The 21,645-nt window shown below is 64.8% G+C and carries 19 protein-coding genes; 4 read left to right on the top strand and 15 right to left on the bottom strand.

Features of this window, described 5'->3' with window-relative positions:
* Nucleotides 1-113: 113 nt before the first annotated feature.
* The gene (locus SH412_RS06145) at nt 114-542 is read right to left on the bottom strand and encodes a TIGR03067 domain-containing protein (RefSeq protein ID WP_336522634.1); all 429 of its coding nucleotides are present in this window, start codon (nt 540-542) and stop codon (nt 114-116) included.
* 365 nt (nt 543-907) lie between these two features.
* On the opposite strand from SH412_RS06145, the gene SH412_RS06140 reads away from it, so the two are divergent.
* Nucleotides 908-2,011, top strand: coding sequence for a cellulase family glycosylhydrolase (locus tag SH412_RS06140; RefSeq protein ID WP_336522633.1), 1,104 nt, complete (start codon nt 908-910; stop codon nt 2,009-2,011).
* A 29-nt stretch (nt 2,012-2,040) separates the two neighbouring features.
* On the opposite strand, the gene SH412_RS06135 is transcribed toward SH412_RS06140, so the two are convergent.
* The 5 genes from SH412_RS06135 to SH412_RS06115 all read right to left on the bottom strand — a co-directional run bounded on the left by SH412_RS06135 (nt 2,041) and on the right by SH412_RS06115 (nt 9,688).
* Nucleotides 2,041-3,252: an efflux RND transporter periplasmic adaptor subunit gene (locus SH412_RS06135; protein WP_336522632.1), complete on the bottom strand. Its 1,212-nt coding sequence runs from the start codon at nt 3,250-3,252 to the stop codon at nt 2,041-2,043.
* A 6-nt stretch (nt 3,253-3,258) separates the two neighbouring features.
* The gene (locus tag SH412_RS06130) at nt 3,259-5,625 is read right to left on the bottom strand and encodes an ABC transporter permease (protein ID WP_336522631.1); all 2,367 of its coding nucleotides are present in this window, start codon (nt 5,623-5,625) and stop codon (nt 3,259-3,261) included.
* A 4-nt stretch (nt 5,626-5,629) separates the two neighbouring features.
* The gene (locus SH412_RS06125; RefSeq protein WP_336522630.1) at nt 5,630-6,388 is read right to left on the bottom strand and encodes an ABC transporter ATP-binding protein; all 759 of its coding nucleotides are present in this window, start codon (nt 6,386-6,388) and stop codon (nt 5,630-5,632) included.
* 213 nt (nt 6,389-6,601) lie between these two features.
* Nucleotides 6,602-8,041: a neutral/alkaline non-lysosomal ceramidase N-terminal domain-containing protein gene (locus tag SH412_RS06120; protein WP_336522629.1), complete on the bottom strand. Its 1,440-nt coding sequence runs from the start codon at nt 8,039-8,041 to the stop codon at nt 6,602-6,604.
* 180 nt (nt 8,042-8,221) lie between these two features.
* Nucleotides 8,222-9,688, bottom strand: a complete 1,467-nt coding sequence (locus SH412_RS06115; RefSeq protein ID WP_336522628.1) for a glycoside hydrolase family protein — start codon at nt 9,686-9,688, stop codon at nt 8,222-8,224.
* 309 nt (nt 9,689-9,997) lie between these two features.
* Here SH412_RS06115 and SH412_RS06110 point away from each other — a divergent pair, with 309 nt between their 5' ends.
* Nucleotides 9,998-10,243, top strand: coding sequence for a hypothetical protein (locus SH412_RS06110; protein ID WP_336522627.1), 246 nt, complete (start codon nt 9,998-10,000; stop codon nt 10,241-10,243).
* Nucleotides 10,244-10,399: 156 nt separating this feature from the next.
* On the opposite strand, the gene SH412_RS06105 is transcribed toward SH412_RS06110, so the two are convergent.
* The 8 genes from SH412_RS06105 to SH412_RS06070 all read right to left on the bottom strand — a co-directional run bounded on the left by SH412_RS06105 (nt 10,400) and on the right by SH412_RS06070 (nt 17,350).
* Nucleotides 10,400-11,164: an SDR family NAD(P)-dependent oxidoreductase gene (locus tag SH412_RS06105; RefSeq protein ID WP_336522626.1), complete on the bottom strand. Its 765-nt coding sequence runs from the start codon at nt 11,162-11,164 to the stop codon at nt 10,400-10,402.
* A 201-nt stretch (nt 11,165-11,365) separates the two neighbouring features.
* The gene (locus SH412_RS06100) at nt 11,366-12,166 is read right to left on the bottom strand and encodes an SDR family oxidoreductase (RefSeq protein ID WP_336522625.1); all 801 of its coding nucleotides are present in this window, start codon (nt 12,164-12,166) and stop codon (nt 11,366-11,368) included.
* Between the two features lie 17 nt (nt 12,167-12,183).
* Nucleotides 12,184-13,185: a Gfo/Idh/MocA family protein gene (locus SH412_RS06095; RefSeq protein ID WP_336522624.1), complete on the bottom strand. Its 1,002-nt coding sequence runs from the start codon at nt 13,183-13,185 to the stop codon at nt 12,184-12,186.
* 77 nt (nt 13,186-13,262) lie between these two features.
* Complete coding sequence (locus tag SH412_RS06090; RefSeq protein ID WP_336522623.1) at nt 13,263-14,054, bottom strand: HpcH/HpaI aldolase family protein; 792 nt, start codon at nt 14,052-14,054, stop codon at nt 13,263-13,265.
* 178 nt (nt 14,055-14,232) lie between these two features.
* Entirely contained in the window at nt 14,233-14,430 is a 198-nt protein-coding gene (locus SH412_RS06085) for a hypothetical protein (RefSeq protein WP_336522622.1), read from the bottom strand.
* A 57-nt stretch (nt 14,431-14,487) separates the two neighbouring features.
* Nucleotides 14,488-15,435, bottom strand: coding sequence for a DUF6677 family protein (locus SH412_RS06080; protein ID WP_336522621.1), 948 nt, complete (start codon nt 15,433-15,435; stop codon nt 14,488-14,490).
* Nucleotides 15,436-15,794: 359 nt separating this feature from the next.
* Entirely contained in the window at nt 15,795-16,853 is a 1,059-nt protein-coding gene (locus SH412_RS06075) for an acyl-CoA dehydrogenase family protein (RefSeq protein ID WP_336522620.1), read from the bottom strand.
* A gap of 191 nt (nt 16,854-17,044) precedes the next feature.
* Nucleotides 17,045-17,350 (bottom strand): hypothetical protein, encoded by a 306-nt coding sequence (locus SH412_RS06070; RefSeq protein WP_336522619.1) that lies wholly within the window; start codon nt 17,348-17,350, stop codon nt 17,045-17,047.
* Nucleotides 17,351-17,732: 382 nt separating this feature from the next.
* On the opposite strand from SH412_RS06070, the gene SH412_RS06065 reads away from it, so the two are divergent.
* Complete coding sequence (locus tag SH412_RS06065; protein ID WP_336522618.1) at nt 17,733-19,097, top strand: trypsin-like peptidase domain-containing protein; 1,365 nt, start codon at nt 17,733-17,735, stop codon at nt 19,095-19,097.
* Nucleotides 19,098-19,273: 176 nt separating this feature from the next.
* Nucleotides 19,274-20,200 carry a thiamine-phosphate kinase gene (locus tag SH412_RS06060; protein WP_336522617.1) on the top strand — a complete coding sequence of 309 codons (927 nt, stop codon included), beginning with the start codon at nt 19,274-19,276 and terminating at the stop codon, nt 20,198-20,200.
* A gap of 53 nt (nt 20,201-20,253) precedes the next feature.
* Here the strand turns inward: SH412_RS06060 and SH412_RS06055 are convergent, their stop codons facing one another.
* The gene (locus SH412_RS06055; RefSeq protein ID WP_336522616.1) at nt 20,254-21,639 is read right to left on the bottom strand and encodes a DUF1501 domain-containing protein; all 1,386 of its coding nucleotides are present in this window, start codon (nt 21,637-21,639) and stop codon (nt 20,254-20,256) included.
* Nucleotides 21,640-21,645 lie beyond the last annotated feature (6 nt).

Here is a 21,645-nt window from a genome sequence, read left to right as displayed (position 1 = left end):
CATGGCAACCGGGCTGTTCTGTTTTGTCAGCAACTGAGAACAGCGAGTCTCGGGCAAAGGGCCGCATTTCCTTCCGACTCTCAACTCTCCGCTCTCAACTCTCGACTCCCCCGCTATTCCTTCACTCGCTTCCACACATGGACCCAGTTGCCGCTGTCGGGAGCGGTCGCGAACTTTGTCGGCCGGGCCTTGCCGGGCGGAGCAAACGCGACGCGGAATTCATCTCCTTTCAGTTCGTAGATTCCCAGACAGGTCTTGCCCTTATTGGGGCCGCTGGCGTCCTTGATATCGATCGTCTTGATCTTGGCCGTCGAGTCCAGGGTCTGCGTTCCGGTGATGGCTTCGCCGCCGTCGAGCGTAAAGTGGTACTCGTCTCCCTTGATGACCAGTTTCGCGTTCTTGATTTCCTTCTCCGTGAGCGGCTTGCCCTGGGCCTCCCCGGAGCTGAGTTTCCAGGCCCCCTGTACCGAGTCTTCGCCCTGGACCGCGCCGACGCACATCACCAGACTCATCGCCAGGCCAATTGCAATTCCAAGTCGCATTATCGCTCCCCCCAGAAATCGACGCCGATTCTCAACGAATCCCGCAAATGCGAGAGCGACCCGCAGGTGACGCACCGGGGGCCTTTCAGAACGGCCGCTCACTCATTTTCGCTCTCAGCGATAAAGCCTAGTTCGCATTTACGCGTCAGGCGGTTCGCCTTTTTCGGCATTTCACCCGCGACGGTCGGACATCCGCTCGGGTGCTGCGAGGTTCGATCAGACCGCAGGCGCCGCGCAGGTCCGCGGCGGTTGCGGACATCCGGGCTTGCAGCACGGCGAGTGCGCCCGCCATCATCCACTATAGAAGACTTGCTCTCACGCTCGGGCTGTGGCGATATGACGACCCGATTTGAAGGAGTTCTCCGATGCCCTGCCTGAAATGGTTTCTCTGGCTGATGATGACATGCGGCAATTCGGCCGCCTGGGCCACCGAGCCGCTGCCCTGGATTCGCGTGTCGAACGACGGCAAAGGCTTCGTCGAGGTCGAGACCGGCAAGCCGTTTGTGCCGTGGGGTGTCAATTACGACCACGACGAGACCGGCCGGCTGCTGGAAGGCTACTGGGACGCGGAGTGGGACGCGGTCGAAGGAGATTTCGCGGAGATTCGTGAGCTTGGCGCGAACGCGGTGCGGATTCATCTGCAGTTCGGTAAGTTCATGGAGGCGATCGACCGCCCCAACGAGGCGGCGCTGCGGCAGCTCGACCGGCTGGTGAAGCTGGCGGAGGAGAACCGGCTGTATCTCGATCTCACCGGACTGGCCTGTTATCACAAGCAGGATGTGCCGGCGTGGTATGACGAGCTCGACGAGGCTCAGCGCTGGGCGGCGCAGGCGACTTTCTGGCGGGCGGTCGCCGGGCGGGTGAAGGAGAGTCCGGCGATCTTCTGCCTGGACCTGATGAACGAGCCGGTCGTCCCCGGCGGCAAACGGGCTGATAAGGACTGGCTGGGGCCGGCGTTTGCCGGGAAGCATTTCGTGCAGGTGATCACGCTGGACCAGGCGGGGCGGCCGCGGCCGGCGATTGCAAAGTTGTGGATCGACCGCCTGGTGGTCGCCATTCGAGAGGTCAACGACCGCCATCTGATCACGGTGGGGCTGGTGGACTGGAGTCTTGACCGGCCGGGGCTGACGTCGGGGTTTGTGCCTTCGAAGGTGAGCGACAAGCTCGACTTCCTGTGTGTCCATCTTTATGCCGAGAAGGGCAAAGTCGACGAGGCGCTGAAGACGCTGGAAGGCTTTCAGATCGGCAAGCCGGTGGTGATCGAGGAGATGTTTCCGCTGAAGTGTTCGCCGCGGGAGCTCGATGAGTTTGTCGAGCGATCGCGGCCGCTGGCGGCGGGCTGGTTCAGTTTCTACTGGGGGAAGGAACCGGCGCGGCTGAAAGGATCGGACCAGTTTGTCGACGCCTTGCTGCTGCAGTGGCTGGACGTGTTTCAGCAGCGGGGGGCGAAGCTTCGCGGGATGCCGTGATTGCGCGACGCTGGCCGGCGGAGCTAGCCCTAGGGTTTGCGCGGTGTGATGCGGCAGTCGGGGGTGACGCGGTCGCTGGGGTGCAGGACGAGCTGATCGCCTGGTTCGAGGCCTTCCAGAATCTGCGTTTCGGCGTCGTTGGAGATGCCGACTTCGACTGGCTGGAGGCGAGCGTGACTGTCCTGAACGCGATAGACGGTCCACTGGTCGCCGGTACGGAAGACGGTGCCGGCGGGGACTTTGATCACGTCCGTTTCTTCACGGGTGACGATGGAGGCTTCGACGCGAAAGCCGTCGCCCAGCGAGCCCCGTTCGGCGGCGGGGGTGACGATATCCGCGATGATCCAGACCCGCTGTTCTTCGATGCCGAGGGCCGAGATCTTCGTGAAAGCGGAGGGCTCCACGATCCTGACGCGGGCTTCGAGCGGATGGTCGCCTCCCCAGTGATTGAGCAGGACGCGGGCCCCGGGTCGGATCTTCACGGCGTCGACGGAAAGGACGTCGATTTCGACCTCCAGGTCGGCGGGATCGCCCAGCTCGATGAGCCTGGCGCCGGCCTCGACGACCTTCGAGCTCTCTTCGAACACGCGGAACACGCTCCCGGTGATCGGGGCGCGGATTTCCTGGCGATACAGCACGGCCGGTGCGCCGTCGCGCGGCGTGAAGCGGGTGAGCGCCGCCTGGGCTTGCGCCAGTTCGAACTCGGCGATCTTCAGACCGAACTGCGCCGCCCGCTCGTCGTGCGTGGCGAGCTGATACTTGAGTCGCAGTTCGTCGAGTTCTTCGCGGGTGATCGCTCCGGACGCAGCCAACTGCTCGGCCCGCGCGTAGGTCGATCGCGCCACTTCGGCGGCGTCCTGCGCCCGTTCAATCGTCGTGGCGGCCTGGTCGCGGTGAGCCTCGGCCGCCTTCAACCGGGCTTCCGTTTCAGCCCGGGCGCGGTCGTCGAGCAAAGTTGCATCGCTGGCCTCAATGGTCGCGACGATGGTCTCGTCGGCGACAACCGGATCGCCGCTCTTCAGCGTCACTCGCTGCAGCCGTCCCGCCAGGGGGGACGCGACGACGTAGCGTTCGCGGACGCGGGTCCGGCCATCTTCGTCAACCGTCACGATCAACGGGCCGCGAGTCACTTCGACCAGATCGACTTCCACCGGCAGCGGGCGCAGCAGCCAGGCCAGACCGGCGAGAACCGCCAGGACGCCGACGACTCCGAGAATCCTGCTCCGCAAAGACCTCGACATGCCGCCTTACTCCCGACTCTTGAGGACCGACACCATGTCGAGCTGGTCGACACGGCGGACCACTACCAGACTGGAAACGAAGGCGGCAATCAAGGTCACCGTCGCCGCAAAGCCGTAAGTCGACTCGTTGATGATCAGCGGAATCCGGAAGAGCTGCGTGTCGTACGACGAATTGATGACGAAGGCCGCCAGCCCGTAACCCAGCAGCAGTCCCAGCGGGATCGCAACCGCGATCTGAAGTCCCAGCTCGATCAGCAGCACGGAGCTGACTTCCCGGCGGGTGAACCCCAGAACCCGCAAAGTCGCCAGATCGCGGCTCCGCTCCGCCAGCGCGATCCGGGCGCTGTTGTAGACAACCCCGAATGCAATAATGCACGCGAAGGCCACGTTGAAGGCCCGCATGGTCAGCAGGTTTGCGGCAATCGTCTCCCGTAGCGACCGGAGGGCCGCGTCCTTGAGCGTGGCACCCACCAGCCGCGGCGTCTCTTTGAGTTTCTGATACAAAGCGGATGTCCGCGCCGGGTCGGCGGAGACGAAGGCCCCGCTGACGGCATCTCCCTCCTGCATCAGTCGCTGCACGACGTCGAGCGGAGCGTACGCCGATTCTCCCTGAAAGTCGGAGACCAGCGTGGCCACCCGCATGAGGACATGCGGACGGCGGCCCTCGAGCACTTCGACCTGGACGTAGTCTCCGGCCCCAAGTCCCAGCTTGCGGCCGAGGCTGATCGACAGGATCAGCCCGTCCAGCGGAAGCGGGATGGCGCGCCGCTGCACATCGACGATGCGGAACAACTCCGCGTCGCGCGTGAGGCCCATCAGGCCGACCCGCCGAGACTGGCTGCCGGACCGGAGACGGATCGGCACCGATCGAAAGGGCTCGACCCGGCGGACACCGGGAAGGTGGGCGATCTCGGCGGTCACGCGGCCATTGGTCGGTTCGGTCAGGACCAACGTCAGGTCCTGCCGCTGGGCGATCTGAAATTCGGTTTCGATCACGTGATCGAGGGCGTCCGCCATGAAGCTGCCCAAAATCAGAATTGCGACGGCGAGCGACAGACCCAGGCAGGTCAACGCCGCACGGAGCGGTCGTCGCGTGAGCTGTCGCTGAACCATGCGCGTCACGGTCGACAGGCGGCGCGCCAGGCCGGACCGTTCGAACCAGCCGGCGCGATACATCGGGGGCGGCTCGGGACGCATCGCTTCGGCGGGAGGCAGGCGGACTGCACGGATCACGGCCCCCAGCGTCGCCAGGCAGGCGGCTCCCAGGCTGACGAGAATGGCGCCGACGACGACCCGTCCGTCGAGCACGAAGTAGAAGACCGGAAAGTGAAAGAATCGCGTATACATGCTGGCGACGCCGCGCCCCAGCCAGATGCCGACACCGATCCCCACGGCGGTTCCGACAAGCGTGACGAACAGCACGAGCTGCAGGTAATGCAGGCCGATTTCCGAGCGACGGTATCCGAACGCCTTGAGCATGGCGATCTGCTCGCGCTGCGTGCCGACAACGCGTGAGACGACGACCTGCAGCAGGAAACCGGCGACCAGCAGAAAGATCGTCGGCACGACCCGGGCCATGCCGCGCAGTTCATTCATCTCGTTGGAGATAAACCGGTGCGAGACCTGGTCCTCGCGACCGTAGGCGCCGACGCCGCCGTAGGGATCGGTCAGCAGATCGACGCGCCGGAGGACTTCCGCTTCGACGGAGCCGGGACGCAGCGACAGGACGGCGTCATTGAAAGCGCCTTCCATATCGAAGACGTTTTCGAGGGTCGAACGGCACATCCAGAAGATGCCGAACCGGCGGTCGTCGGGGAGAATGTCGCCTTCGCGGATCTGGTAGATGAATTCGGGCGAGAGGGCCACGCCGACGATCTTGAGGTCCTGTCGTCGGCCGTTGAGGATCGCCCGCACCTTGTCGCCGGGGTGGAGCTGGTGCGCCTTCGCGAAGCCGTCGCTGACCAGGGCCTCCCCCTCGACGCGCGGCTGCGGCCAGCGACCGCTCTGCAGATAGAGCCCGTTGAGCACCGGCTGGCCGTGGTCCGGCAGCGAGACCAGTCGCCCGGTGGCGGGTTCGGGCAGATCGGGAACGTCGAGTGTGACGAACTGCACGATGCGGGTCTGGGCATGGCGTACGCCGGGGATCTCGGCGAGCCGCTGCGCCAGCGACTCCGGCGCTCGTTTGACCCGCACGAAGACGTCGGAGAAGCGATAGCGTTCGTAATAGGCCGCGCGAGTGGATTCCAGTGTCGACAGCGTGCTGAGGGACATCACGAACGTCGCCACGCCGCAGGCGACGACGAGCGAAATCGCGACGGCGGGGCCGCGGAGCTGCCAGAGGTCGCGGAGGAGTTTGCGATGCAGGGCGGTCATCGGATCACCACACGAGCTCGCCGGCCCGTTTCCGCGACGTGTTGCGCTGCTCGGAGACGATCCGGCCATCCATCATGGAAATCACGCGATCGGCCATGTCGGCGATCACGGCATTGTGAGTAATCACTGCCGTCGTGGTTCCCAGCTCACGATTGACCCGATCGATCGCCTCCAGCACGGCGGCCCCGGTTTTGACGTCGAGCGCCCCGGTCGGCTCGTCGCAGAGGAGAACGTCGGGACGCTTGGCGATGGCCCGCGCGATGGCGACGCGCTGCTGTTCTCCCCCCGAGAGCTGGGCGGGAAAGTGATCGAGCCGGGCCGAGAGCCCGACGAGCGACAGGGCTTCGGCGGACTCCAGCGGCGTGGCGGCGAGATCGGTCACCAGGTCGACGTTCTCGCGGGCGGTCAGGCTGGGCATCAGGTTGTAGAACTGAAAGACGAAGCCGACGTGATCGCGGCGGTACTGCGTCAACCCCGCTTCATCGGCGGCCACCAGGTTGTGATCGCGGAATCGGACTTCTCCCGACGTGGGAACGTCGAGCCCGCCGAGGATGTTGAGCAGCGTCGATTTGCCGCTGCCCGACGGTCCCAGAAAAACGACGAACTCGCCGGGATAGAGGTCGAGATCGACGCCTCGGAGTGCGACGACTTCGACCTCGCCGACGCGGTAGACCTTGGTGAGGCCTCGCGCGCGAAAGACCGGCGGCAGATCGTAAGGAGAATGATTCTGGACGACCATGTCAGTCGCGGAAGTGCCTGACATGGTGAGATCCTTCTCGGAGGAGGATGAGCAGCCTCGATCCATCATCAAGAAAAGGCCACTGGCGGGCAAGCCGCCAGTGGCACACGGATGCATGACGTTCGAGAGGCCGGGGCTGGACTGCAGGGAAGCCCCGGTTCGCGGATTCCGGGGCTTCGCGAAGACGCTCCAGCCCCGGCCACCCGGCTCTCGACGGTGCGGCCGGCACAGACGGCCCTACGGTTGCTTCAGCTCGGCGGCCATTTCTACGAGCTGGTCCAGCAGTTTTTCGGAGGCGGTAACTTCCAGGCGATTGGTGCCCATCCAGGTTTCGTAGCCTCCGAGCTTGTGCTGGCGGGGGGGGGGCAGGTAGCCGTAGTAGCCGTGATTGAGCGAGATCATGAACGCCGGCTTGATGGGGCAGCGGTCTTTGAATTCCAGGCCGATCTCGCAGAAGATTTCGCAGGGCATGCTCCCCACGCAGACGTCGCCCAGCTTCAGGATCTGAATCGGAATCGGCGACGTCGCGGGATTCTCGGCCATCTTGAGCGTCCGCTCGGCGTAAATCACCGGTAGATTGGCTTTGCCGGGAGTGGACTTGTCTTCGGCGATCAGCTTCTTTGCGGCCGCGAGTTCGGCTTCGGTCGGACGCCGCATGCCGATCTCCGGTTCCCGATAGCGGGCGCCGAGCGTGACGTCCCCCTTCCAGGTGAGACCGGTCATGGCGGCTGCGACTTTGGCGGCGACGTCCTGTCCCACGGCGTTGATGCGGGTGTAGGGAGGCGTGCGCGGGCGGGGTTCGCGGAAGTTGATGTTGTTGATGTCGCCGCTGGTCCCGTTCGCCAGCAGGGCGACAAACGGCGGATCCTGCGGGACCGGTTCCAACGCCCGTGCCAGCTCCTTGCAGAAGACCGCGAAGTAGTCGGCGGAGATGTGCCCTGGTCCGACGTCGCCGACGTAGTGGAGCGAATACGCGGCGAAGACCGACAGCGGCCGGCCGTTCGGTTCGCGGACGGCGACGAAGGAGACCGATGGATCGGTGGGTCCGGCGGGTTCGATGAGGTTGGGGCTGCCGCCAGGCGGGTTCATTTTGACGATGTCGGTCCCACCGAACGGATTGGGAGGGATGGTCCCCGTCTTCATGTACCAGCGACGGTTGAAGACGTGCTCGGAGATGCCGACGGTTCCAAAGGCGATCTCGGCCGGCTGCAGATTGTTCCGGGCCCGCTGGACGCCGTCGGCGATGCGACGGGCGACAAACTGCTGGTAGTCGTCGAGCGGCTGTTCGTGCTGAAAGCGATTGCTGCCGAGAGCGCTGATTGCGGAGTGGGTATGCGTGCCGGAAATCATGACGTTGTCGCGGGGGATGCCGAGGCGTTCGGCGATGAGCTTGCGGGCCTCGTCGCTGACGCCGCGATGCAGGCCGAGCAGGTCGCAGACGACAATCGCGACCTGAGTCGTCCCATCGTCGAATACCAGACAGCGGGCGTGGAGCTCGTCATGGACGTGCTTCGAAGGGATCGGCAGAAAACCGCCGATGATCCCGCCTCCCAGCTCGGGAGTGATATTGCTGGTCGCCGCCCCGGCTTTGAGGGGGCCGGCGTGGGCTTTGGAAAATCCAAGCAGCGCCAGGCAGCAGAGAGTCAGGAGCAGTAACGACTTTCGGGCAAAAGGCATTGTGGGATTCCTGATGGCTCAGTGGATGGTCGGCGACTGGAGCGTCCTGGCGCAACCCCGGTCCTTACAAGCAGACAGCACAAAACTCACAGTTCGAGGGCAGTTCCGCTCAGGATCCGCCTGCCCTCATTCTCGATTCGTGTTCATTGGTGCGATTCGTGGTTCACTCCGCGTCGACCATCATTCGCGAAACCGCAGCGAATACAGATCCGCGTCCTTCATTGTGAAGCGAAGTCGGATCGGCTTACCGGCCAGCGACGAAACGTCGTCGCCGTTCTTCCAGCGGACGACTCGCTCGATTTCGTCGCCAATGGTTTCGACGGCCTCTTCACCGGTGAAGCCGGGGATCGGTTTCTTGTCGGCGTCGAGGACTTCCACGAAGATGCCGCCCGAGGCTCCCGTCGAGAAGTTGAGGGTGAGCTGCCGGCCGGTGAAGGTGACAGGCTTCGTGACGAGTGCGGCGCCACGGAACGGAGCATGGACCGAAGCGAACCCGTCGGTCCGGAGCGAGTAGCGGACGAGGTGGGCGCTGGGTTGGGCGTAATGGGCCTGCTTGTAGAGGGACATCTCGGCGGGGCCGGTCGGGACGACGCCCAAGGCCGAGATGCCGGCCCGCGAGGCCCAGTTGCCGAGATCGACGCCGGGGCGGATGAAGCCGTCCAGAAAAGTGCGATCGTAGGCGTTGCCGCCGCGGCTGGTGAGGAGGACCGTCTCGGCACAGTCGCTGCCGTAGCCCTTGTTGACGTTGAGTCTCGCGGCCTGCTCGTCGGTGAGGACTTTCCGGCCGGGGAGGAACCGCATCGGCAGCGCGATGTAAATGTGCGGAGCGCGGAAGTAGGGCTGGGTCTGGTTGGTGTAGAGATGCTCGGGGGCGGTCTCCCCGAACGTCATCCGTTCGGGCTCGGTCCAGTTGAGGAAGTCGGTCGATGTCGACCGGGCGACGGTGCGGTACCCTTTGGGTTGCCAGACTTTTTCGTCGGCGGTCCCGGCGGTGAAGACGCGAAAGTAGAGCAGGTAACACTGCTCGGCGTCGGACCAGAAGGCGACGTTCTGCGAATCGAAGGCCCCCTTGCGGAAGACCGGCTCGTCCTGAAGCTTCCGCCAGTGGATGCCGTCGCCGCTGGCCCAGGCGATGAGCCCGGTCTTCGCGGTCCCGCCGATGGCTTTGAGCCGCTGATCGGCGGGGACGCCGGGCCGGGTGTCGAGGAACGGGCTGAAGTTGTGGGAGACGCCCGGCTCGGAGAAGAGGATGTTGTTCTCTTTCGAGCCCCCAAATTCGAAGAGGCCCAGGTTCGGTTTGGTCCAGGAGACGCCATCCTGGCTCTCGGCGTAGCAGGTGACTTCTTTGTCGCTCGTCTGCGGCCAGCCGCGATAGTACATGCGATAGACGTCACCATCCTTGAGGACCGTGGGGTAGCCGACGAACGGTCCTTCCCAGGGGGCATCGAACTGCAGAGCCACGCCGGCCTCGACGGGAGTCTGCAGGCGGAGCTCGCCGCCCTTCAGATCATCGATCAGCAGAGAATCGACGAAGAGTTCGCGGCGGTTGCCGAGTTCGACGGGTTTGTCAGCGGCGCGGGTTGGCGACGCGAACGTGAGGAGGGCGAAGAGGCTCAGGACAGCAGTCGAGCGACGGGACACGCACACGGCGGGGGCTCCTCAAAGTGCTTTCGGGGAGAGTCGGTCCGGTGGTAGGATTGGAGACGGTGCCAGTGTGACACATCGGAAGTTGTGAATCTATGGCGCGGACGGGAATCGGCGACCGCAGAGTGCTGTCTGGCGAGCGAGATGACTGACTGGAACCGTAGCCACGACTGGGAAGTCAGAAAGTCCTTCCAGACTCGGTATCGCGTCAGGGTGTGCTTCGAGGGTGCGACGCCGACAGCCGCTGAATTGGTTGCCGTCCGTCGCTGTCTGCCGCAGTCCCGAAACCTGCCGCCCGCCGAGTTCCGAAGGATGATCGCACAGTCGGGGGGGCTGGAACTGGAGGAATTGGGAGAGATTGAGTTTCAGTGGCTGAAGCAACGGCTGGAAGCGGAAAAGGTACGCTATCGAGTGGATCGCGAGCCTTGCATGTCCTATCTGTGTGTTGATCGGACGACTTCGACGGCGCTGTTGATCGAAGATTGTGAGGAATCGCGACGCGTTGCCGAGGAGATGATTGCGATGGGCTTCGCGGTGGTGCCTGTTGAAGTCGACTAGGACTGCGCAATTCCAGGGATTCACTCGTTCCCAGGCTCCGCTAGAAAACGCCCTCTTCCGAGGTTTTGCCTCGTCTGCCTCCTGCGAGCCACTGATCAAGAGGACGCGGAGCGTCCGAAGACAGTGTTCCCAGGCAGAGCCTGGGAACAAGGGCGATCACTCCTTCGCATCCCGCAATGTGTACCCGCCGTCGACGACCAGCGTCGTCCCCGTGATGTAGTCCGCGTCGTCTGAGGCCAGGAAAACGGCGGCCTTTCCGATATCTTCCGGCTGGCCCATCCGGCCCCAGGGGAGTTGCGAGCCGGCTTCGGCGATGGCGGCGGCGCCGAAGGCTTCGTGTTCGCCGGGGGTGTCGATCCAGCCCGGTTCGATCACGTTGACGTTGATCCGGTGTGGCATCAGTTCGGTGGCGATGGTGAAGGCCATGTGATTGAGGCCCGCCTTGCCGGCGTTGTAGGCGATGCTGCGGGCGTACGGTCGGCGGGAGTGGACGCTGGAAATGAAGACAATCTTGCCTCGGCCGCCCCGTTCGACCATGTGGCGGGCGACCGCCTGGCTCATCGAGAAGCCGCCGACCAGCGTCCCCTGCAGGACTTTCTGGAACGTCTCGATGGGATAGTCGAGAAAGTCGCCGCGGCGGGAGTAGGCCGGGTTGCTAAGCAGGATGTCGATCCGTCCGAGACCGGCGATGGCCCGCTGGACGATATCGGCGCAGGAGGCATGGTCGAAGGCATCGCCTGCGACGAGCACTGCCCGGCGACCGAGGCCGCGGATCTCGGCGGCAAGGGATTCGAGGGCGGGGGTGACTTCGCGGTCGTTGAGGGCGACGTCGGCCCCGGCGCGGGCGAGTTCGAGAGCGCAGCCACGGCCAATGCCTCGGCCTGAGCCGGAGACGAGGGCGGTTTTGTTGAGAAGTTTCATCAGATGGTCTCGAAGAGTTGCTGGCGTATCCAATTGAATCGAGTGGCTGGAGTCGAGTCTTCGAGCCCCCATACGACCCGGTAACATCCAAGTCTGCCGCGCAATCGCTGGGGGCGGCTCAAAGCAGCCGACCCCAGCCACCCGATTTCGCTTCACTCTGATTGTGACCTTGTGCGAGCTTCGGATTTCGAGATTCGCCGCTTACCATGCCGTCCATCCGCCGTCGATGATCAGATTCTGGCCGGTCATGAAGCTGCTGGCTCGGCTCGCGAGGAACACAATGGCCCCCTTCAACTCGTGGGCCTGGCCCATGCGCTTCATCGGGAGCTTCTGTTCGAGGCGGGCGACCATGCCGGCCGGGGCTTTTTCGCTAGGGAAGGGACCCGGGCTGAGGCAGTTGACGCGGACACCGTCGGCGGCCCAGTAGGCGGCGAGGTGGCGGGTCATCTGGATGATGCCCCCCTTGAGAGCGTGATAGGCGACGGGGCTGGCGGGGCAGACGCCCTCGTAGGCATCCGGGTACGACGCGACGACGCCGTACATGGAGCCGAGCATGACGATACTGCCGGGTGCTTGCCGCACGACGACGTGGTCGCGGAACAGCCGCGACAGCAGAAAATATCCGGTGGCGTTGGAGAGCTGCCGGTTGAAGTCTTCCGCGGTCACGCTGGTCCAGTCGTGCCCGTCGGCGGCGTGTCCGTTGTTGACGAGGATATCGACCTTTCCAGCCTGCTCGATGATCTGACCGAACCGTTCCGGCAGGGCGTCTGTGTCGAGATGGTCGAGGGCGGCACCACAATGCACGGCGCCTGTCGGACTCGGAAGTCTGGCGGCGATCGCTGCGGCCTTATCCACGTCGCGACTGGTGGCGATGACTGACGCGCCTGCTTCGGCCAGGGCTCGGGCCATCGCGCTGCCGAGGTGCCCCCCTGCCCCGGTGATCAGGACCACCTGGCCGGAGAGATCGAACAGCTCGGAGACAGTCGGTTCAGCAGGAGGCATGTGTCGCGTTCCAGAGTTCAAGGCTCGATCGTTTGCCAGCGTTGCTCCCGGAGGCTGGTCAGAGCGGCCAGGTTGACGCGCAACGTCTGCAGACCTTCGCTCAGAGGACAGAGCACCGGCCGCCGACCATCGATCGCGTCCAGGAACATTTCTGCCTGCGCGATGAAGACCGTGTCGCGTTCGAGCGGAGCGATGGTTTCATCGGTCCATTCGCCCGAGGCTTCAGTCATCCAGCGCCAGCGATGCAGATGGAACTCGCAGCGGACCGTTCCCCGTTCGCAGACGACGGTGAACGTCGACTCGTTCGGGGCCTGGTGCTGGTTGAGACTGTAGCTGCCCATCACGTTACCGTGACGGGCCAGGACGTGGACGGTGTCTTCGACGTCGACCCCTTCGAGGACCTGGTGGGCCGCGTCGGCGACCAGCCGGTCAATCGGCCCGACGAGCCACTCGCCGGCATTGAGCACATGCGTCAGAGCGTCCTGAATCGCCCCGCCTCCATGCGCGTGGCTGCTGTAGTAAATTGTGCGATAGGCAGGCCGATAGAGCGGGAAGTGCTGTCCCGAGACGGCGACCAGTTCGACCGGCTTTCCGAACCGGCCGCTCTGCAGGGCTTCGCGCATTGCGGTCAGGAGCGGGTGGCAGCGATAGACGTAGGCGACACCGGAAACGAGTCCCGGCCGATCCGCCGCCGCCAGCAGTTCGGCAACGCCGTCGGTGGTCGTGCTGAGGGGTTTCTCGATCAGCGTATGCACGCCGGCGTTGAGCAGCGTGGTGGACTGTCCCATGTGCAGCGGGGCTGGGGTCGCCACGACGGCGAGCGTCGGCCGCCAGCCCAGTCCGGCCTCCAGGCTGTCGAAGGCCCCCGCGACGGGGTAGCGGTCGCGGATGGTCTCGCGGAGGGCGGGGTTCACTTCGACGAAGGCGGCTTCGACGCGGCCCGTCGACAGAAAGCACCGCAGGTGCCGTTCGCCGATCGAGCCGACGCCGATGACCAGCAGCTTGTGTTGCGCGCTCATGTCAGGGATCTCTGCACGAACATGTCGTGTAGGGTCCGCTGCGCGGACCGACATTAGAATTGGTCCGCTACGACTGCTCAGAGTCGGTTCTCGAAGGTGAAGCCCAGCGGCGCGAACGATGCCTGGATCGCTTCGAGTCCCTGCTTGACCATGATGATGTCGGCCCCGTGGGCGATGAAGCTCGCGCCGAGCGCCATCAGTTCCTTCGTTCGCTCGACCGACCCGCTCGGCATCCCCCAGGCTTTGCCCGCCTTCTTCGCCGCGGCCGCGACTTTGCGAATCGCGCCATCGACGAGCGGATGATTGAACTGCCCCGGAATTCCGCTGAGCACGGTAAAATCGGCCGGCCCCAGGAACAGGACGTCGACCCCTTCTACGGCGGCGATCTCGTCGGCGTGCTCCAGCGCCTTCGGATCTTCAATCTGAATGACGATGAACGTCTGCTCGTTGGCGGTCTTGATGTAGTCCGTGAACGACATCGTGCAGTAGGGCATATCTGCGTTGCCGCCGTCGAAGCCGCGCTCGCCGAGCGGAGCGAACTTCGACCAGCGGACGACTTCGCGGGCCTCGGCGGCGTTGTCGCAGCGGGGATACATGATGCCGTTGGCGCCCGATTCCAGCATCCGCCCCAGCCGCATGAACTCCCCCTTGGCGGGGCGGGCCATGATGTCAATCGAACCGACGCGGGCCGCCCGCATCAGCCGGGCCGCAGTCTCAAGGCTCGTCATATGGTGTTCGAGATCCATCCACAATCCGTCGAAGCCCATCAGGCCCGCGAGCTCGTAGGCGGAGGGATCGGTGAAATGCAGCGTAGTGACGAGGACCGGCTCGCCCTTCCGGAGCTTGGCCTTGATCTTGCTGGAGCGCATGAGTGTTCCCGATGAGACCGTAGTGTGAAACGATCAACGACTCGGGAACAGGTTAGCGACTCAACCTGCCGGCTGCGAGTCGGCGAACGTCCGGTTTCGCAGCCGCGTGCGTCGAGCCTTCAAGGCTCACGGCCCCCTTCGAATCTCGATCCAGGGCGCCGCCATCTTTACAGCATCTTTACAAACCGTAGGAGAGCAGCCAGAGAACCGCAAAGATCGCAGCCATGCAGCCCATGATCTGCAGAAACAGCGTCAGCGAACGGCGCAGAATGCGATCGGGCAGTTCGAAACGGCTGGCGCTGTAGACCAGGCTGACAATGGCGGCCAGCGGCAGCAGATACCAGGTGACGTTGATGGTGGCCAGCAGGAAGTTCATGGCAGGGCCGATGGGGAAAGGAGACGGCAACTCTCAAAGCCGGCAGGAAAAACGCTGTCAGCCAGAACGGGACGCCGGGGCGCCGGGAGTGGCGACGGTCGACGAGACCAGCTCCGGAGTGGCAGCCGCCGGGGCGGCCGCGGCGACGGCCGCTTTTGGATCCGCAGCCGGTTCGGCTGGAGCCGGCGGCGCTTCATCCCCAAATCCGTAAGCCGGCCCCTGCACGCAGTCCCAGATCGCCAGCAGATTCAGCAAGCCGGCGACCCAGGTAAAAACCTGCGCCAGCTCAAACACCCGCCCCAGCCGCCGGGTGACTTCATCAAGCGCCCTCGGCTCGGGGGGAGCCGCGTACGCGTTCCAGAACGAACGGGGAATCGTTCCCTTGACCACCTGCGTCTGCATCGGATGCTGGGTGCCATCACGGACCACCGCGACCTCCAGCGGACGCCCGAACCCGGCGCCAATTGGCGGACCGAGCTGGAATTCCCCGCCGAGCGTTAATTCCACCGGTTTGCCGTCGAGCGTCCCGGTCAGTGTGCCGCGGGTGTCGGCGATGCCGCCGCTATCGGCGGACTTCAGGGAAATCTGTCCTTTCAGAACGCCGCGAGCTTCTCCGCTGCCGGGGCCGTAAGCTTCCAGCAGTCCGGTGAACGGTGCGTCGAGCGGAGCGGTCAACTGATAGGTCGAACGATTGTCGTGTTTCGCCCGCCGCGACTGCACCAGCGCCGGCAGCGATGGAAGTCCGACCGCAAGCTGCGCCGCAAACCCGGCCGAGAGGGGAAAGCGCTGCCCCTTCGGAGTCGCGTGATACACAACATACCACTCGCCCATCCGTTCCCCGCCAACAAACAATCCCATGATGCAGACGAAGTACAGGACCGCCTTGAAGGTTCGTCCCTGATACAGGTGACCGGCCCCCGGAATCAGCCAGGCCAGCACGCCCGCCACGATCGGATTGCGCTGCTCCCAGAGTCGCGGATGGGACGGCGATGATTCGGACGACATTCCGGCGGGCCTTCCAGCGATTCCTTGCACGACATCAGCGGGACAACGTCCCCGCCCTCACGCCGGATCACAACTCGGCGAAAGAGGATCGTTGCGAAGTGTAGCAGAGGCATCCCTGCGGAGACCAGAGAGGCTGGAGAAACCTCACGGCGCCTCCCAGTCCCAAAGTCGGGTGAGTCGAGTCCGCGAGGCTCACATTTTCCGCAAGGAGTTATGGCGAACGTCGAAGACTCGACCTCGGCCCCTGAGATTCTCCGGAACGACGACCGCTCCATCCCTGGCGACAGCTCCTCGCCCCGTCCGGAGGGAAGTGTGGATCGGACATTTGAGCCAGAGGCTTTGCATCCGAACTCCCCAGGTCAGTCGCGGCAGGTGAGATCGTTGAGGGTGGAGTTGACGACCGCCTGGGGGCAGGACCAGACCTGGAAGAACATCGCCTCGCGAATGGCGCGCTCGGCTGGATGCCCTTGCACGTAGCCGGCACCTTTGCAGGCCGCGAGGTAGGCCTGACTGGTTCGACTGACCAGCGAGTTGGCCCGGAAGCGGAGTTCTTCGGCCGACCCGGCGGAACCTTGTTCCAGAGCGGTCGCCGTCAGCAGTCCCGTCTGAAGTCCGTCGGCTTCGCTGTGGAGGAGTGAAACGACTTCGCGCAGCGTTTCACGGCTCTGCACTTCTTCGTTCAGACGGTCCAGGATGCCGAGGGCGGTTCCGAGGGCGAGCACGGACGTGCCCAGCGAACCGGTTCCTCCTTTCGTTCCGACCTTCATGACCTGGTCGGCTGGGCCCGCCACCACCCGGTCGGCGGGGACGCGGACCTGACCGAGGTGGACGCGGCCGGTTTGGGTGGCGTTGAGCGCCATCAGCGGCAGCGGCGTTTCGATTGTGACGCCGGGCGAACCGCGTTCGACGCCGAGCAGGACCTGCCGACCGTCGGGCAACGCGCCGCCGGTGACCAGCCAGTCGGCGTGAGCGGCGCCGGTGACCCAGGGAACGCAACCGTTCAGGCGCCAGGTTCCATCCGGGGACTGGTCAGCGGCCACGACGGGGCGCTGCAGGTGCTGGCGGGAGGTGCTGAAGTGGGAGATGCCGACGGTGCACCAGGCGCCGTCCCGAGCGACCGCGGTCAGCAGTGCTGCGGCCCAGTCGTTCTCTGATCCGCTGACCAGGCGCTGGACGGCGGCGTTGTGCTGCGTGAGCAGGAACGCCGTGGTCAGGCAACTGCGGGAGAGGTCGAGGTAGCCGCGCAGCAGCTCGGGTTCGGGCAGCTCCTGGCCGCCGAAGCGGCGGGGAACGGTCCATTGCAGGACGCCTGCAGATCGAAGCCTTTCGACTTGTTCATCAGGCCAGGCGTTTCCGGGGTCGAGCCGTTCGGACGCCGAGCGGAGCCAGGCGTGGAAGTCGGGGGTGAGGCGAGGCATGGCACTGTCCGGTGTGGTTCAGGGTTCCACGGTGCGAACTGAGAGGAGAAAGAAAGGGGGGGAACCGCAAATCTTAGGAAGGACGGTGTTCTCGGAGCGAGGCGGAGCCTCGCGAAGAGGCATTCCCAGGCGGAGCCTGGGAACGAGGGAATGAGGTTGTGCGCTGTTCTCAAACTGGAAATCGGGGAGGTTCAGAGCAGGTCGAGGAGACCCTGCATTTCGCCGGCGGCGTGGAGGTCGCCGACGCGTCGGGCGACGGCAATGCCTCGAAGCAGAACGTCTTGAGCGGCTTCACTTTCGCCGGCGGCGGAGAGGATCTGTCCACGCTGGAAGTAGGCGGCGACGAGATCGGGGAAGCGGGACTCGATTTCCGTCAGCCGGGCGAGGGCGGCGGGGGAATTTCCGGAGGATTTTTCCTCCATGGCGAGGGCGTAGTGCAGGAAGGGATCGCTGGGATCTTCGGCGAGCATCGCCTCCAGTTGATTGCGGCGCGACATCAGAGTCCTCCAGGTTTGACTGACCGGAATGGTCGGGGGCCTGTCTGGCAGGCTGGGGAAACTTTGCGGGTCTGCGATCGCTGCAGATCGCATCACAGATGCAGTCGGCTCCGGCGGCGTCTTGAGCAGAATCCGCCCGTCACTGCCGGAATGGTCGTTACGGCTGACTCGGCGTGCTCAGGGTCGACGCAGTTTTGCGCGATTCCGACTTGGCAAGTTATGCGTCACCGCCCCGCGGGTTTCAAGCGCTCCGGACAGTGTCGCCGATCCTCAACTCCGCTGGAGAACAGACGGATCGCTCTCCGCTTCACGAGGGATCGTGGCAAACGCAGCTTTGTTCTGGCAAACCAACCACCGAGCGGCCCACGAGCAGACCTTCCCTATGACACAACGGTTAACGTCCACCGGACTGTGCTGGGCCCTGATGACCTGGGGCCTCGGCACGACACTTCTGGCATCGGAACAGCGAGAGACGCCGGTCGTCCGCGCTGTCAAACGGGCGGCGGTTTCCGTCGTCAACATTCACACCGAGAAGCCTGCCGCCGATCGCGACGCCGTGTTTGCGGCGGGCAAAGGTCGCAAGATCAACGGGATGGGGACCGGCGTCGTCATCGACGAACGGGGCTACATCGTCACGAACTTCCACGTGATCGAAGACGTCGACGTGATCCGCTGCAGTTTTCAGGACGGTAGCGACTACGACGCGAACGTGGTTTCGTTCGATCGCGAGCAGGACCTGGCGGTGATCAAGGTCAACGCGACCAAGATTCATCGGGTCTCCGCGTTCGGCACGTCCTCGGACCTGATGCTGGGCGAATCGGTGATCGCGATCGGCAACGCCTTCGGATACCGCCACACGATCACGACGGGGATCATCAGCGCTCTCGGCCGGGACGTGGAAGTCAATCAGAACCAGTCTTACAAGAACCTGATTCAGACGGACGCGAGCATCAACCCCGGCAACAGCGGCGGCCCGCTGATCAATCTCGACGGGGAGATCATTGGGATCAATGTTGCGATCCGGGCGGGCGCCCAGCGGATCGGATTTGCGATTCCGATCGACGACGCCCGGCGCATTGTGGCGCGGCTGATTTCCACCGAGCAACTGAACCATACGGTTCACGGGATGCTCGGCAAGGATGTGAAGTCGGGGACGAACCGGATGCTGGTCGTCGAAGGGGTTCAGCCGGCCAGCCCGGCGGCCCAGGCGGGACTGAAGAACGGCGACGTCGTGCTGAAAGCGGGTTCTGTCGACGTGGTCGACGGCGCCGACTGGGAGCGGGCGCTGCTCGGGAAGCCGGCGGGCGAGTCGGTGGATGTGCTGGTCCGGCGCGATGACAAGACGGAGAAGTTGACGATCGCTCTGGCTCCGCAGCAGAACGGCAAAACGGTGCTGAGCACCGAGATCGTCGCCCGGGCCAACAACGATACTCCCGTCATGGAGAAGTCCTGGGCCGTCCTCGGCCTGCGACTGACGCCGCTGCCGGCTCAGCAGAAGACGCTGGTGGCTCCGAAGTATCATGGCGGGATGCGGGTTCTGGAAGTGCGGTCGGACAGCCCGGCGTTTCAGAACGGGATCAAGCCGGGAGACATTCTGGTCGGGCTGCATCTGTGGGAGACGATTTCGACGGACAACGTCGCATGGATTCTGAATCAGCCGCTGAACGAGCAGCCGCTGAAGTTCTATATCATCCGGGGATCCGAGACGCTGTTCGGTCATTTGCAGGTCGCGATGAAGCACAACTGATTCGCGCCCAGCGGATCGCAAATCGAACGAAATCCAAACGCCCCCGATCTCTGGTCGGGGGCGTTTTCGTTGTAGGATGCGAGAATTCCTTCGGAATCGGAGACCGGGGTTTCGCGAAGACGCTCCCAGCCCCGGCCACCCGCTTCCCCCATTAACGACACAGCCTGGACGTCAGCATGGCTGCAGCGGAATTCGCTTTGATTGACTGGATTCGGCGAGAGGCCGGGAGGACGACGGCGCCGGCGGTGCGCGTCGGCATTGGGGACGATGCGGCGGTGCTCGACTGGCCGGGGGATCGGGCGTGCGTGGTGACGACCGACATGCTGATGGAGGGAGTCGACTTCACGGCGGAGACTGCGACGCCGGAGCTGATCGGGCGGAAGTCGCTGGCTGTGAACCTGAGTGACATTGCGGCGATGGGGGGGCGGCCGGTGGCGGCGTTCGTTTCGATCTGCCTGACGCAGGGGCGGGGGGAGGAGTTTGCCCGGCGGCTGTACGGGGGGCTGTTTGAGCTGGCTTGCGAGTTCCACGTTGCGATTGCGGGAGGAGATACCAACAGTTGGGGGGGGCCGCTGGTGATCAACATTACGGTCCTGGGCGAGCCCGTCGCGGGGGCTCCGCTGCTTCGGAGCGGCGCGCAGCCCGGGGACTGGATCTGCGTGACCGGGCGGCTGGGGGGAAGTCTGGCGGGGCGGCATCTGACGTTTACGCCGCGGGTGGCGGAGGTCGCGGCAATCCTGGAAACCGTTCGACCGACGGCGATGATCGACATCAGCGACGGTCTGGGGGCGGATCTGCACCACTTGCTGGAGGCGAGCGGGGTTGGCGCGCGGGTGGAGGGGCCTCGGATTCCGCTTTCGCCCGAGATCGGGCTGATGCCGGCGGACAAGTCTCCGCTGGACCGGGCGCTGTCCGACGGGGAGGACTTTGAGCTGCTGTTTACGGTGGAGCCGTCGGCGGGAGAGCTGCTGCTCGCGAACTGGTCTCATGGGACGCCGCTGACGCGGATTGGTGAGATTACGGGGGGGCTGGGGGCGGTGCTGGTGATGGAAGATGGCCGCGAGACGGTACTGGAGGCGAAGGGGTGGGCGCATCCGCTGTGAGATGAAGAAAGAAGTGCAGGGTGCAAAGTAAGCAATGCGGAGTGGACGAGGATTCAGAGCACTTCCTGGATGATGCGGCCGCGGCTGAGTGGGATCGGGCGGCCGAGCTGGTCGTGGAGCAGGGTATCCGGGGCGTAGCCGAGCTGGTGGAAGACTGTGGCGCACAGGTCGGCGGGCTCGACAATGCCGCTGACGGGGTAGGCGGCGTGAGCGTCTGACTGGCCGTGGGCCACGCCGCCACGGATTCCGCCGCCGCACAGGGCCAGCGAGAAGGCGTTGCCCCAGTGGTCGCGGCCGGCGTTGGCGTTGAAGCGCGGCGTGCGGCCGAACTCACCCATCCAGACGACGAGGGTATCGTCGAGCAGGCCGCGCTGGTCGAGGTCTTCGATGAGGGCCGAGTAGCACTGGTCCATGATCGGCATCAGCAGATTCTTGCAGGCCGCGTTGTGCGTGGCGTGCGTGTCCCAGCCCCCCTGGTTGGGCTGATCGGCGATTCGGGTCCAGTTGACCTGGACCAGCGAGACGCCGGCTTCGACGAGGCGCCGGGCGAGGAGGACGCTCTGCGCGAACCGGCTGCGTCCGTAGCGGTCGCGAGTCTGGGGCGTTTCGAGGTCGAGATCGAAGGCGCGGCGGGTGGCGCCTGTGGCGAGGACGCCGAAGGCCTGCTGGACGTCGTCACCGTACTGATCCTCGGCGGCGCCGATCGGGGTTCTTCGATGCTCCAGTTCCGCGAGGAGGCTACGCCGGCTCTCGAAGCGTCGGCTCGGGATTTCGTCGGGCAGGGTCAGGGCCGGCGGCTTGAACGTGGCGGCTGAGGGATCGCACGTCAGGAGCCAGGGATCGTACTTGCGGCCCAGGAGACCGGCGTCCTGTCCGGGCCAGGGGAAGTTGCCGTCGTTCCAGATGTGTTCGGGGAGAGTCACGGCGGACGGCAGTTGACCGCGGGAGGGACGCAGGTACCGGACCATCGCTCCCCAGGAGGGGGCCAGATTGGGAGCTTTTGCGGTGACGCTTTCGGCGTTCGGCGGGACGTGGGGTACACCGGTCAGGAGCTGGTAGCCGCTGGAACTGTGGGCGTTGTCGCGCGTGACCACGGCGCGGAGGACGGCGATTTTGTGGGTGAGCTGCGCGGTCTTCGGCATCAATTCGCCGACATAGAGACCGGGGGTTCTCGTGGCGATGGCGCCGAATTCGCCGCGAACCTCGACGGGGGCTTCGGGTTTGGGATCCCAGGTTTCGTGCTGGGCCGGGCCGCCGACGAGGCCGAAGATGATCACGTTTTTCGCGCGCGGGGCTGCGCCTGTTTCCGCCCGTGCCGTCTGCGAGCGGAGCAGTTGCGGCAGGGAGAGACCTCCCAGACCGATTCCGCCGATGCGCAGCGCCTCGCGGCGCGTCAGGCCGTCGCACAGTGTCGGACCACGATCGAGCATCGACAGCATGGTGAG

The organism is Planctellipticum variicoloris, from assembly GCF_030622045.1.
GTDB lineage: Bacteria > Planctomycetota > Planctomycetia > Planctomycetales > Planctomycetaceae > Planctellipticum > Planctellipticum variicoloris.
Note: the sequence above shows the minus strand (reverse complement) of the source record. Positions and strands in the feature narration are given on the sequence as shown.